The organism is Tessaracoccus rhinocerotis (assembly GCF_007197885.1).
Taxonomy (GTDB): domain Bacteria; phylum Actinomycetota; class Actinomycetes; order Propionibacteriales; family Propionibacteriaceae; genus Arachnia; species Arachnia rhinocerotis.
Map to the genome: position 1 here is coordinate 579,010 of NZ_VKKG01000001.1, position 13,267 is coordinate 592,276.

12 protein-coding genes are annotated in these 13,267 nt (G+C 70.5%); 1 reads left to right on the top strand and 11 read right to left on the bottom strand.

The window, feature by feature from the left end; all coding sequences use genetic code 11:
- Positions 1-56: 56 nt before the first annotated feature.
- The 9 genes from FOJ82_RS02735 to FOJ82_RS02775 form a co-directional block, all read right to left on the bottom strand.
- Positions 57-1,265, bottom strand: coding sequence for a phosphotransferase (locus tag FOJ82_RS02735; protein ID WP_143936900.1), 1,209 nt, complete (start codon positions 1,263-1,265; stop codon positions 57-59).
- On the bottom strand, positions 1,258-2,619 hold the full coding sequence (locus tag FOJ82_RS02740; protein ID WP_143936901.1) for a hemolysin family protein: 1,362 nt from the start codon (positions 2,617-2,619) through the stop codon (positions 1,258-1,260). The genes FOJ82_RS02735 and FOJ82_RS02740 overlap by 8 nt, the downstream gene beginning before the upstream one ends.
- Before the next feature lie 19 nt (positions 2,620-2,638).
- Positions 2,639-3,478 carry a formyltetrahydrofolate deformylase gene (gene purU / locus FOJ82_RS02745; protein ID WP_143936902.1) on the bottom strand — a complete coding sequence of 280 codons (840 nt, stop codon included), beginning with the start codon at positions 3,476-3,478 and terminating at the stop codon, positions 2,639-2,641.
- Between the two features lie 78 nt (positions 3,479-3,556).
- A complete protein-coding gene (locus FOJ82_RS02750; protein ID WP_143936903.1) occupies positions 3,557-4,546 on the bottom strand; it encodes a malate dehydrogenase in 990 nt (329 codons plus the stop codon).
- A gap of 55 nt (positions 4,547-4,601) precedes the next feature.
- Complete coding sequence (locus FOJ82_RS02755; protein WP_143936904.1) at positions 4,602-4,895, bottom strand: DUF3017 domain-containing protein; 294 nt, start codon at positions 4,893-4,895, stop codon at positions 4,602-4,604.
- Positions 4,879-5,739, bottom strand: a complete 861-nt coding sequence (locus tag FOJ82_RS02760; protein WP_143936905.1) for a bifunctional methylenetetrahydrofolate dehydrogenase/methenyltetrahydrofolate cyclohydrolase — start codon at positions 5,737-5,739, stop codon at positions 4,879-4,881. Before FOJ82_RS02760 ends, FOJ82_RS02755 begins: the two co-directional genes overlap by 17 nt.
- 14 nt (positions 5,740-5,753) lie before the next feature.
- Complete coding sequence (gene purH, locus FOJ82_RS02765) at positions 5,754-7,310, bottom strand: bifunctional phosphoribosylaminoimidazolecarboxamide formyltransferase/IMP cyclohydrolase (RefSeq protein ID WP_143936906.1); 1,557 nt, start codon at positions 7,308-7,310, stop codon at positions 5,754-5,756.
- A 15-nt stretch (positions 7,311-7,325) separates the two neighbouring features.
- A complete protein-coding gene (gene purN / locus FOJ82_RS02770) occupies positions 7,326-7,907 on the bottom strand; it encodes a phosphoribosylglycinamide formyltransferase (RefSeq protein WP_246099717.1) in 582 nt (193 codons plus the stop codon).
- Between the two features lie 10 nt (positions 7,908-7,917).
- Positions 7,918-9,120, bottom strand: coding sequence for a cell division protein PerM (locus FOJ82_RS02775; RefSeq protein WP_143936908.1), 1,203 nt, complete (start codon positions 9,118-9,120; stop codon positions 7,918-7,920).
- Between the two features lie 138 nt (positions 9,121-9,258).
- Between FOJ82_RS02775 and FOJ82_RS02785 the strand changes: the two genes are divergently transcribed.
- Complete coding sequence (locus FOJ82_RS02785) at positions 9,259-11,100, top strand: hypothetical protein (protein ID WP_185975591.1); 1,842 nt, start codon at positions 9,259-9,261, stop codon at positions 11,098-11,100.
- Positions 11,101-11,174: 74 nt separating this feature from the next.
- On the opposite strand, the gene sucD is transcribed toward FOJ82_RS02785, so the two are convergent.
- Positions 11,175-12,074: a succinate--CoA ligase subunit alpha gene (gene sucD, locus FOJ82_RS02790; RefSeq protein ID WP_143936911.1), complete on the bottom strand. Its 900-nt coding sequence runs from the start codon at positions 12,072-12,074 to the stop codon at positions 11,175-11,177.
- A 4-nt stretch (positions 12,075-12,078) separates the two neighbouring features.
- On the bottom strand, positions 12,079-13,254 hold the full coding sequence (sucC, locus tag FOJ82_RS02795) for an ADP-forming succinate--CoA ligase subunit beta (RefSeq protein WP_143936912.1): 1,176 nt from the start codon (positions 13,252-13,254) through the stop codon (positions 12,079-12,081).
- Positions 13,255-13,267: the final 13 nt, after the last annotated feature.

The window sequence follows — 13,267 nt, forward strand, 5'->3', positions numbered from 1 at the left end:
CTGCGCCCTATATAGCGAATGCACACCGACCCGCCAATCGTTACCGACCTGCAATCTCAGGCCACCTGCCTGACAAGCGCAAGGGCCGAGCGGACCATCTGTCGCGTGGTCTCCTGCCAGTTGGGTTCCTGCCCCCGGTAGGGGCCGGTGGCGAGGCTGATGACCACCGCCGCGGCCCGCAGCCGCAACTCGAGGGGGTCCACGCGCTCGTCGAAGACCGGCACCCAGCGGGCGAGGAGATCGCGCACCTTGGCCGCCTGCTGCGGGTTCATCCGCTGGATCGTGGACAGGTGGGCGATCAGGCAGGCCAGGTCGTCGGCGCGGCGGCCGGGACCGATGGTGTCGACGTCGAGGATCCCGACCAGGCGGCCGTCGGCCACGCGCAGCTGCCCCTCGTGGAAGTCGCCGTGGGTGGGCTCGTCACCGGGCGGGTAGCCAGCGAGTCCGGCGGTGATCGTGCGGCTCGCCCAGTCGAGGTCCGGACCCACGTCGGGCAGCGCAGCCGTGACCATGCCCGCGTAGTGCGCCACGGCGTCGGACCAGGGTGGCCGGCGCTCCAGCTCGGAGACCGAGGCGGGCATCGCGTCCAGCGCGCCGATCAGCTGCTCCGCCGTGCACGGGTCGCCCGGCTCGAAGATCGCCTTGGCCATCGCCCTGCCGGGGAGCTCCCGCAGCATCATCAGGTTGTCCGTGGTGTGCAGCGCCACCTCGGGCGCGGGCACGCCGGCGGCGCGCAGCATCAGGTGCTTGCCCAGGACGTCGCTGAACAGCTTGGGCCGCAACACCTTGATGTAGAAGACCTCACGCGGGTCGTTGACCACGAGCTTCACCACGGCCCGACGCCGCGGTCGGTAGCCGATCATGGTCAGGCTGAGCTGCTCCGCCGTGACGGGACGGCCGAGCGTGTTCTCCTCGTTGAGCAGGGTGGCGAGCTGGTCCGGGAAGGCCGCCCTCGGCAGGCCGGGGAGGTCCGGGTCGTTGGGGTAGATCCACACTGCCACCTCACGGTTGCCGTCGGCGAAGATCTCGGCATTGGCGTCGGACTCGACCAGTTCCCCCGAGCGTGCGCTGACCCCCAGCAACTCGCTGCGGTCACCGTAGGGCCAGCGCACCTGCGCCAGGTAGGTCGCGGTGGTGGAGTGCTCCGGGTTGGTGTCCACGTGGTCCAGCGACCAGTTGAGCATCTGGCCGCCCGCGTGCTCCACCGCGACGCGCAGCAGCGGCTCCACGTCGGGACCGGTCAGCAGCCTCGAGCCGTCATCCATCCGAGACCCCCTCCTGCTGCGCCGGCTCCAGGCCGACAGCGGGGTCGGTGCCCCTGATCACCGTGAGCCGGGCGGCTCGGCGGCCGTCCAGCTCCGAGACGACGAACGTGAACGACATCCCGACGGCTCCCTCCTCCGGTACCGGCCCCGTGCTCTCGAGCGCGACGGTGACGCGGTCCCCGACGGCCGGCAGCCGCCCGAGCCTGGACATCACGTAGCCGGCCACGGTGTCGTAGGGGCCCTCCGGGATCACGTGCCCGCTGGCCTCGGCGAACTCCTCGATGGTGGTGAGGCCGTCGATGCGGTTCACCTCGTCGACGATGGTCTCCCCCACGACGTCGTACTCGTCGGTGATGTCGCCGATGATCTCCTCGATCAGGTCCTCCATGGTCACGATGCCGGCGGTGCCCCCGTACTCGTCACGGACGATGGCCATGTGGGCGCCGGCGGCCCGCATGGAGCTGAGTGCGCGCAGGATGCGGACGGTCTCGGGGAGGCTGAGGATGGGACGCACGATCGAGCGCAGCTCGCCCCGGCGGGCCGCGCCCTCGAGGTCCATCAGGTCCCGCACGTGCAGGAATCCGATCACCCGGTCGACCGAGCCGTCGGTCACGGGGTAGCGCGAGTGGGGGGCGCCGCGGACCTCGCGGTAGGCGCGCTGCACCGGCATGTCCGCCGGCAGGAAGGTCACCTCGGTGCGCGGCACCATCACCTCGCGCAGGCTGTGCTCCCCGGCGTCGAAGACCTCGTCGACGATGCTGCGCTCGACGCTGCCGAGACTGTGGGAGCCGGCCACGATGGCGCGCAGCTCCTCGTTGCTGACCTCGTCCCTGGCCTGCTTCGGGTCGCCCCCGAGGAGCCGGACCAGCAGGTTGGTGGACACCCCCAGGAGCCAGATCACGGGGCGCATCACGGTCGCGATCCCCGACACCAGCGGGGCCAGCGCCAGCGCGAAGCCCTCGGCGCGCTGCATCGCCAGACGCTTGGCGGTGAGCTCGCCCACGACGATGGAGAAGTAGGAGATCACCACCGTGATCACCACGAGGGAGACCGTCCCTGCGATCGGCTCCGGGAGTCCCCACTCGACCAGCACCGGCGAGAGCCGGTCCGCGAGCGTGGCGCCACCGAAGGCCGCGGAGAGGAATCCCGCCAGCGTGACCCCGATCTGCACCGCGGACAGGAACAGGTTCGGGTTGCTGGTCAGGTTCTCGATCGCCCGGCCACGCTTGCCGCGGGTGGCGAGCTGCTTCACCTGGCTGTCGCGCAGGCTGACCAGCGCCATCTCGGCCGCGGCGAACACGCCACCGATGAGGATGAACAGCAGGATCAGTGCCGCGTCCGCCAGGACGCTCATGTCCACGCCTTCCGACGGGTCATCGGAAGATCACCGTTCGGTTGGCGTCGGCCAGCACCCGGTGCTCGGCGAACAGGCGCACGGCCTCCGCCAGGGTCTGGGACTCCTGGTTCTGGCCCTTGCGCACCAGCTTCGCCACCGACATGGTGTGGTCCACCCGCACGACGTTCTGCTCGATGATCGGCCCCTCGTCCAGGTCACTGGTCACGAAGTGGGCCGTCGCCCCGATCAGCTTCACGCCGCGGGTGTGGGCCTGCCGGTAGGGGTTGGCGCCCTTGAATCCCGGCAGGAACGAGTGGTGGATGTTGATCGCCCGGCCTGCGAGGAAGGCACACAGCTCCGGGCTGAGGATCTGCATGTAGCGCGCCAGCACGACGAGTTCGATGTCCTGCTCCTCGACGACGCGGCGCACCTCGGCCTCGAAGTCGGCCTTGGTCTCGGGCGTGACCGCGCGGTGGGTGAACGGGACGTCGTAGAAGCCGGCCAGGTCCGCCAGCACGTCGTGGTTTGCCATGATGCCGCGTACGTCGATGGGCAGCTCCCCGCCGCGCCAGCGGAACAGGAGGTCGTTGACGGCATGTGCGGCCTTCGACGCCAGCAGCAGCGTCCGCACGGGCTCCCGCGAACCGTGCACCTCGAACGTTGCCCCGAAGCCCGCGGTGGCCGCGGCCACGGCGTCGCGCAGTCGCTCCGCGTCGGGGGCGTCGAGCTGGATCCTGGTGAAGAACTCACCGGAGTCCGGCGAGGAGAACTGCTGCAGCTCCGTGATGTTCCCACCCGCCTCGACGATGGCGCCGGTGATGGCGTGGACGATCCCGGGGCGGTCGGGGCACTGCAGTGTCAGGACTAGGTCGAGCATGCCGAGAACTCTAGTGGGTGGCGCACGTGCAAAGAGCCCCGACGGACGCGTGTCCGTCGGGGCTCCTCCTGCCGGGACTCAGATCAGGCCGAGCTCCGTGACGGCGTTGCGCTCCTCCACCAGCTCGGCGACGGAGGCGTCGATCCGCGCGCGACTGAAGTCGTTGATCTCCAGGCCCTGGACGATCTCGTACTTGCCGTCGGTGACGGTGCAGGGGAACGAGGAGATGATGCCCTCCGGCACTCCGTAGGAGCCGTCGGACGGGACGGACATGGAGACCCAGTCGCCCTCGGGGGTGCCGAGCACCCAGTCGCGCATGTGCTCGACGGTGGCGTTGGCTGCGGACGCGGCCGACGAGAGGCCGCGGGCCTCGATGATCTCGGCGCCGCGCTTGGCCACCTTGGGGATGAAGGTGCCCTCGATCCAGGCCTGGTCGTCCACGACCTCTGCGGCGGACCTGTCGCCGATGCGGGCGTTGAACAGGTCCGGGTACTGGGTGGCCGAGTGGTTGCCCCAGATGGTCATGTGCGAGATGTCGGAGACGGCCACCCCGGTCTTCGCGGCGAGCTGGCTCAGTGCCCGGTTGTGGTCCAGGCGTGTCAGGGCGTTGAAGCGCTCCGCGGGGATGTCGGGGGCGTTCTTCGAGGCGATCAGCGCGTTGGTGTTGGCCGGGTTGCCCGTGATGAGCACCTTGACGTCGTCGGCGGCGACGGCGTTCAGTGCCTTGCCCTGGGCGGTGAAGATGGCGCCGTTGGCCGACAGCAGGTCGCTGCGCTCCATGCCGGCCTTGCGTGGCATGGCACCCACGAGCATGGCGAGGTTCACGCCGTCGAAGACCTTGTTCGGGTCGTCGCCGATCTCGATGCCCGCCAGGTTCGGGAACGCGCAGTCGTCGAGCTCCATGACGACGCCCTCGAGCGCCTTCAGCGCCGGGGTGATCTCGAGGAGGCGCAGTTCAATCGGGCGGTCACCGAGCAGGGAGCCGCTGGCGATGCGGAACAGCAGGCTGTAGCAGATCTGGCCGGCGGCGCCGGTCACGGCAATCTTGACGGGAGCCTCTGTGCTCACGGGGAACCTCTTTCAGGGTTGTTCGGTTGTTGGGTTCGTTCCCGACGATACCGCCCTAGGGCGTGCCGGGCACCACCAGGGCCAGCGTCGCGATGGCGCCGCCGAGCAGGGCCATTCCGGCCACGTCGATCCACCGGCGGCGCACCACCAGCAGACCCGCGATCCGGTCCGGCAGCACCAGCCGCAGGAACGCCGCCAGCCAGAGCGCGGCAGCGATCACGAAGGGGCCCCTGCGCCAGCTCCCGACCGAGATCAGCACGACGCCGACGACGGCCACCGCCACCGCCAGCAGCAGCGGCCAGAGGTTGGACGGGAGCTCCTCGGCCGGCTTGTCAGGCCTGTCCGGCATGCAGCGCTTCCGCCCGGTCGACCACGTTGGACAGCAGCATGGCGCGGGTCATCGGACCCACACCGCCGGGGTTCGGCGTGACCCAGGAGGCCTTGTCCCACACATCGGGGGCGAGGTCGCCCACGGTCTTGCCGTCCACGCGCGAGACGCCGACGTCGACGCAGACGGCGCCGTCGGCGATCATGTCCGCGGTGATCATGCCGGGGACGCCGGCCGCTGCCACCACGATGTCGGCCATCCGGGTGTGCGAGGCCAGGTCCCGGGTGCCGGTGTGGCACAGCGTGACGGTCGCGTTCTCGCTGCGACGGGTGAGAATCAGTCCGAGGGGGCGCCCGACCGTGATGCCTCGGCCGACGACGACCACCTCGGCACCCTTCCAGTCCACGCCGTGGCGGCGCAGCAGTTCCACGATCCCACGGGGCGTGCACGGCAGGGTGGCGGGCTCACCCAGCACCAGCTTGCCGAGGTTGATCGGGTGCAGGCCGTCGGCGTCCTTGTCTGGATCGATCAGCGACAGTGCCCAGTTCTCGTCCAGGTGTCTCGGGATCGGCAGCTGCACGATGTAGCCGGTGCACGCCGGGTCGGTGTTCAGGGCGTCGATCGCCTGCTCCAGCTGCTGCGCGGTGGTGTCCTCGGGCAGCTCCACCTGGATCGAGTGGATGCCCACCTCCTCGCAGTCGCGGTGCTTCATCCGCACGTAGTTCTGGCTGGCCGGGTCGGAGCCCACGAGCACGGTCGCCAGCCCGGGGATGACGCCGTCCGCGCTGAGCGCGGCGACGCGTTCCTTCAGCTCGGCCTTGATGTTCGCGGCGGTGACCTTGCCGTCGAGTCGCTTCGCAGTCATGTCCCAGGTGCCTCTCAGTGGAAGAAGTGGCGGGTGCCGGTGAGGTAGAGCGCCACGCCGTTGGCCTTGCAGAGCTCGATGGTCTCCTCGTCGCGGATGGAGCCGCCCGGCTGCACGATCGCCCTGACGCCGCCCTCGATCAGGATCTGCGGTCCGTCGCTGAACGGGAAGAACGCGTCCGAGGCGGCCACGGAACCGGCGGCCCGATCCCCGGCGCGCTCGACCGCGAGCCGGCAGGAGTCGACGCGGTTGACCTGGCCCATGCCGACGCCGACGGACGCCCCGCCGGAGGCGAGGAGGATGGCGTTGGACTTCACGGAACGGCAGGCGCGCCAGGCGAACTCGAGGTCGGCGAGGGTGGCCTCGTCGACGGCGTCACCGGCGGCGAGGGTCCAGTTGGCGGGGGCGTCGCCCTCGGCGTCGATGCGGTCCGGCTGCTGCAGCAGTGCGCCACCGCTGATCGGCTGCAGGGTGCGCTCGCGGTGGACGTAGGCCGGCGCCTTGAGGAGCCGGATGTTCTTCTTGCGGGAGAGGATCTCGAGGGCACCCTCCTCGAAGTCGGGCGCGATCACCACCTCGGTGAAGATGTCCTTCACGGTCTCGGCCATGGCCACCGTGACCGGGCGGTTGGTGGCGATGACGCCGCCGAAGGCGGAGACCGGGTCGCACTCGTGGGCCTTGCGGTGGGCATCGGCGACGTCCGCGCCCACGGCGATGCCGCAGGGGTTGGCGTGCTTGACGATGGCCACGCAGGGCTCGTCGAAGTCGTGGGCGGCGCGGTAGGCGGCGTCACCGTCGGTGTAGTTGTTGTAGCTCATCGGCTTGCCGTGCAGCAGTTCGGCCTGCGTGATGCCCGCGGGCCCGGAGTCGTAGGAGTAGAGCGCGGCAGCCTGGTGGGAGTTCTCCCCGTAGCGCAGCGAGGAGACCTTGTCCCACGTGCCACCCACCCACGCGGGGAAGCCGTCGTCGGCCTGCTCGACGACGTTTCGCGCCATCCAGTTGGCGACGGCGACGTCGTAGGCGGCGGTGTGGCGGAAAGCCGCAGCCGCGAGCTCCTTGCGGGCGGCGAGGGTGAATCCGCCCTCGGCCAGGGCCGAGCGCACACCGTCGTACTGCGCCGGGGAGGTGACCACGGCCACCGACGGGTGGTTCTTGGCGGCAGCGCGCACCATGGTGGGCCCGCCGATGTCGATCTGCTCGACGCACTCGTCCTCGCTCGCTCCCGAGGCGACGGTGGCGGCGAACGGGTAGAGGTTGACCACGACGACGTCGAACGGGGCCACGTCGAGTTCCTCGAGCTGGCGGACGTGGTCGTCGAGGCGTCGGTCCGCGAGGATGCCGGCGTGCACCTTCGGGTGCAGGGTCTTGACGCGGCCGTCCAGGCACTCGGGGAAGCCCGTGAGCTCCTCGACTCGGGTGACCGGGATACCGGCGGCGGCGACCCTGGAGGCGGTGGAGCCGGTGGAGACGATTTCGACCCCCGCCTGGTGCAGTGCGCCGGCGAGCTCCTCGAGGCCGGTCTTGTCGTAGACGGACACGAGTGCCCTGCGCAGCGGGATCAGGTTGGTCATCGAATCTCTTTCCATTCAGTTGCTTGCCCCGGTGCCGGAGGGCCAGTCCCGCACCGCCTGCACGAAGAGTCGGCGCTCCACCACCTTGATGCGTTCGTGGAGGCTCGCGACGTCGTCATCGGCCAGGACGTCGACGGCTTCCTGCAGCAGGATCCTACCGGTGTCCACCCCCTCGTCCACGACGAAGACGGTGGCGCCCGAGACCTTCACACCGGCCCGCAGCGCGTCGCGGGGACCGTGCATGCCGGGGAAGCTGGGCAGGAGCGCGGGGTGGGTGTTGATGGTGCGGCCGCCGAAGTCGGCCAGGAAGGCCTCCCCCACCAGCTTCATGAAGCCGGCCGAGGCCACCAGGTCCGGATTGAAGCGGGCCACGATGTCGCGCAGCTCGACGTCCCAGGCGGCCCTGTCGGAGCCCTTGGCGAAGGGGTGGGCGAAGGCGGGAATGCCAGCGCGGCGGGCTCGCTCGAGGCCCTCGCACTCCGACCTGTCGGCGACGACGGCCACCACCTGCGCGTCCACCTCGCCGGCCCCGATGGCGTCGAGCAATGCCTGGAACAGGGTTCCCGACCCGGACAACAGCACGACGACTCTCTTCACGGCGGCAATCCTACGCAGGAGTGGCCGCGGGGCGCCTCAGCAGTCCCAGCACCAGCCCGGCCAGCAGCCCCGACAGGCCGAGCACGCTGGGCGCGACGACGAGTACGTCGAGCAGTTCGGGTCCCAGGTGGGACAGGCGCGACTCACCCAGTCCGCCGGAGGAGACCGAGCACAGCAGCACCACCAGCAACCCGGCGGCCACGCCGGACAGGCCGCCGACGGCGGCGGTCTCGTCGAAGCGGGCACGGGGGCGTCGCGCCACCACCAGGGCAGCGGCGAGGACGCCCGCGGCCACGCCGACCAGCAGCCAGGCGAAGGTGGTCTCGGGCGCCAGCCCCGGCTCCGGGATGCCGCCGAGCACCGGGATCGCGGGCAGGAAGCCGACGTCGGTGACGTTCAGGTTGAGCAGTGAGCCGTCGCCGAGGGTGATGCCGCCCCCGAGCGCCCACGCCGTCCCCCACAGGGCCAGGTTCGGGAGGTAGAGCAGCTGCACGATCACCAGCAGGATGGTGCCGGCCAGGTCGGGCTGCAGCGCGTCGTGGATGGCCGCCACCCGGTCCTGGTGCAGGAACAGGGTGCTGCCGATCACCGCGGCGCCGCCGGCGAGGCACAGCAGCAGCGCGGAGCCCATCGCGACGGGCACGGCACGCAGCCACGCGGGCCAGGTCCTGCGGGGGTCGTGCTCGATGGCGCGGCTGGCTCCCCAGAAGCCCGCCAGCGCGCCCACCACCAAGCCGCCGAGACCGGCGCGCCAGGCGTGGGCGCCGCCGTCGACGGCCATCCCGACGAGCAGCAGCGTGCCAGCCTGGACGAGTGCGAAGGCCCCGGTGACCCTGAGCACCAGGGACTGGCCGTCAACCCACAGCGCCCCGGTGTCGTCGGGTGTGGCCTGGCGCCGCGCGAGCTGGCGCGCCGCCATGGCGGCCACCGGCTGGCCGAGCAGCACGAGCACGAGCGTCAGGGTGAGCGGCGTGAGGGTGACGAGTTGGCCCCCGATCACCACCGGGGCGCCGAAGGCGAGCAGCAGCACCTGGGTGGCCAGCTCGAGTGCGGAGGTGAGGTCGGCCTCGGGAGAGTTCACCCAGCCCAGCAGCGATGCCCCCGCCATCAGCAACCAGCCCGCGGCCACGACCGCGACCGCTCCGACGACGGCCACCAGCCACCAGGGCCAGCTCGGCTCCCGAGCCGGCACGTCGCCCGTGGGCTCATCCACGTCGACCGCAATGGTGCGATGCCGTGAGGTGCGTTCTGCCACGAGCCCATCTCCCAATCCCAATCAGACCTGCCCCCGGGTCACCGGGTACGCTGTTGCAACGAATGTAGGTCCCAGGCAACGAGTTGGAGGTGCAACGTGTCCGAGAGCGGGAGCAATCGCCCGAGGCGGGCCGCCGCCTCCGAACCGCAGGACCTCCGGGAACCGAACGCGGCCGACGATACACCGGCCCCGGGCGTCAGCCCGGCCCGACGCGGCGCGCCCGCGGAAGTCGGCTCCCCCGCCACGCCGGACGAGCCGCCCCTCGACGGTCACGAGGCGGTCGACGCGGAGGACTCGCCCCCCATCTTCCGCTCCTCCCCCGTGAACCCGTTCGCGCGTCCCGGCAGCGCCAGCGCCGGGGTGCCCGTCTCCGAGCCGGTGCTGCCGCCGCGCGACTTCGAGGACCTGGACGCACCCACCGAGGGGCGCCGCATCAGCGGGCTCACGCCCGCCGCCTTCGGTGATCCTGCGCCGGCGCCGCGACGCTCCGCCGTCAGCTCCATCACGCCGCCCGAGGACGAGATGATCCCGGCACCCGCCGCACTCACCGGGGGCGGGGACGGGCCGGACGGAACCCACACCCCGGGCGGCCCCGGCGGGTCGGGCGGCACCGGCGGCAACGGCGGCTCCGGCAGCTGGTTCGAGCACCACCGTCGCACGATCCTGATCTGGGTCGTGGGTGCCATCGTGGCGGCACTGGTGATCGTGCTCGGGGCCTACCTGATCACGCGCACCACCACCGGGACCGAGTCCCCCACGCCGACCGTCCCCACGCAGTCGCCGTCGCCGTCCGAGTCGAGCTCCCCGGTGCCGGACGCCTCAGTGGAGAACCTGATGACGGTCGCCGACGCGGAGCTCGTGGTCGCCGACGCCTCGTGGGTGGAGATCGACACCGCCGAGGACAGGGCCGAGGCCGTGGCCAACGCTGCCTGCCTCAGCAGCGAGCGCGACGACGTCAACCCGACCCAGACCTTCCAGCGCACCCTGGGCACCTCCGACGACGACATGCTGGCCGCGATGCACCAGGTGGACGTCTACGCCAACGTCGAGGCCGCCACCCAGGTCCAGGCGCAGCGGGTGGCCAGCCTGGCCGCCTGCGATGAGGTGCCCGCGCGCATCATCGGCTCCCTGGCCGTGCACGGCCTGGCAGACGAGGCCCAGCAGCTCACGATCGCCTACGAGAACGACCCCACCCAGTTCCACACCGTGCTGCTGCTGCGCAACGGACGCGCGCTGACGATCGTCGACGTGACCCGAGACGGAAGCCCGGTTCCAGCCCAACAGGTGAGCGCCGGAGTGGAACGGTCGATCGCGGAAATGTGTGAGCGCACCGATGGCGCCTGCCCGAGCACTGCCTCCTTCGGGGAGACCGTCCCGCCGCCTTCGCCGCCGGAGGGCTGGTTGATCACCGCGGACCTGCCGCGCATCACGCCCGGCACCGGTGCGTGGACCGCCAGCGAGCCCGGCGAGCTGACCAGCCAGGGCATGAACTGCGAGAACCTCCCGCTGGCCACCGAGCCCGGACCGACGGCCCGCCTGCAGCGGACCTACCTCCTCACGCAGGACGCAGCGGCACCCGCCGGCTTCGGCATGGACGAGATGGTCTTCGAGTTCGAGACCCCTGAGGCCGCCGGGGCGTTCGTCACTAAGCTCGGCAACAACATCGCCACCTGCAAGGACCGCGTCCTGACCGCGACGGTCACGGAGCTGCCGGGGATCTCCGGCGTGGGGGCCGACAACGCCGCGCTCTCGGCCAGGTCCTTCCTGGTCCAGCAGGCCACCTCCGACGACACCTCCGTGCTCTACCAGCTCTCCGTGGTGGTCACCGGCCAGAAGGTCGCCTACCTGCTGACCACCGTCACCGAGGACTTCAGGTTCAGCGACGAACAGTTCGCCGGAGTCGTCCGCCGGGTCGGCGAACGCCTCACCCAGGGCTGACGGGCACAGGAACGGAAAACCGCTGGGCGGCCGGTCCGGGGACCGACCGCCCAGCGGTCTGGTTCAGCGCTCGTTCAGGCGGACTGCTTGTGGCGCAGTTCCGCGATGACGCCGCGGGCCAGTTCCGCGGCCTGGCTCGGGGTCTCGCCGACGCGAACGCCGGCGGCCTCCAGGGCCTCCTTCTTCGCGGCCGCGGTGCCTTGGCTGCCCGTGATGATGGCACCGGCGTGGCCCATCGTCTTGCCCGTGGGCGCGGTGAAGCCCGCCACGTAGCCGATTACCGGCTTCGTGATGTTCTCCTTGATGTAGGCCGCGGCCCGCTCCTCGGCGTCGCCACCGATCTCGCCGATCATGACGATGACGTCGGTCTCCGGGTCCTCCTCGAAGGCCTGCAGGCAGTCGATGTGGGAGGTGCCGATGACCGGGTCGCCACCGATCCCGACGGCGGTCGAGAAGCCGTGGTCACGCAGTTCGAACATCATCTGGTAGGTCAGCGTGCCGGACTTCGAGACCAGGCCGATGCGGCCGGCGCCCGCGATGTGGGCGGGGATGATGCCGACGTTGGACTTCCCGGGCGAGATCAGGCCGGGGCAGTTCGGGCCGACGACGCGGGTCCTGCTGCTCTTGGCGGCCTGGTGGAACTCCAGCGAGTCACGAACGGGGATGCCCTCGGTGATCACCACGCACAGCTCGATGCCGGCCTCCACCGCCTCGAGCACGGCGGCCTTGGCGAACTTCGGCGGCACGAAGACGACCGAGACGTTGGCCTGCGTGGCCTCGATGGCCTCGGACACGGACCCGAACACGGGCACCGGATCCTCCTCGAACAGGACGGACTCGCCGCCCTTGCCGGGGGTGACGCCACCGACGACGCGGGTTCCGGACATGATCATGCGCTGGGTGTGCTTGCGGCCCTCACGGCCGGTCATGCCCTGGACGATCACACGGGAGGACTCGTTGATGAAGATTGCCATGGTGTCAGTTCCTCTCGCTCGCGAGCTTGGCGGCGGCGCTGGCGGCGCCGTCCATCGTCGACTCGACCGTGATCAACGGGTGGTTGGCCTCCTCGAGGATGGCCTTGCCCACCTCGACGGCGTTGCCGTCCAGACGGACGACGATCGGCAGCTTGGCCTCGTCGCCGAGCACCTCGAGGGCGGTCACGATGCCGTGTGCGACGTCGTTGCAGGCGGTGATACCGCCGAAGACGTTCACGAACACCGACTTGACCTGCGGGTCGCTCATGATGATGCGCAGCCCGTTGGCCATGACGGTGGATGAGGCGCCACCGCCGATGTCGAGGAAGTTCGCGGGCCTCGGCGAACCGGGCAGGTCCTTGCCTGCGCCGGCGACGACGTCCAGCGTGCTCATGACGAGTCCGGCGCCGTTGCCGATGATGCCGACGGAGCCGTCGAGCTTGACGTAGTTGAGGTCGAGCTCCTTGGCCTGGCGCTCCAGGTCCACGTCACCGGAGGATGCCTCGTAGGCATCCCAGCCGGGGTGGCGGAACGATGCGTTCGCGTCCAGGGTGACCTTGCCGTCGAGGGCGAGGACCTGGCCGGAGCCGGTCTTGACGAGGGGGTTGACCTCGACGAGCGTGGCGTCGGAGTTGCGGAACGCCACCCACAGCTTCTCCAGTACGGCACCGACGGCGGCGCGGTCGCCCTCCGGGAAGCCCGACTTCTCCACGATCTCCGCGGCCACCTCGGCGGTGACCCCCTCCACGGGGTGCAGCGGCAGCTTCACGAGTGCCTCGGGGCGTTCAACGGCCAACTGCTCGATGTCCATGCCACCCTCGGTGCTGCACATGGCGAGGTAGGAGCCGTTGGCCCGGTCCAGGAGGATCGAGAAGTAGTACTCCTCGGCGATGTCGGCGCCGGGGCTGAGCATGACCTGCTCGACGACGTGGCCCTTGATGTCCAGCCCGAGGATCTCGGAGGCCACCTGCTCCACCTCGTCGGCGCTGCGGGCCAGCTTGACCCCGCCTGCCTTGCCGCGCCCACCGACACGGACCTGTGCCTTGACGACGGCGACCTGGGTCCCCAGCCTCTCGTAGGCTTCTCGTGCTTCCCGTGGCGTGCTTGCCACGAGGCCTGGCAGGACAGGTACTCCGAATGACTCGAAGAGGTCCCTGGCCTGGAACTCGAGGAGATCCACCTTGACTCCAATC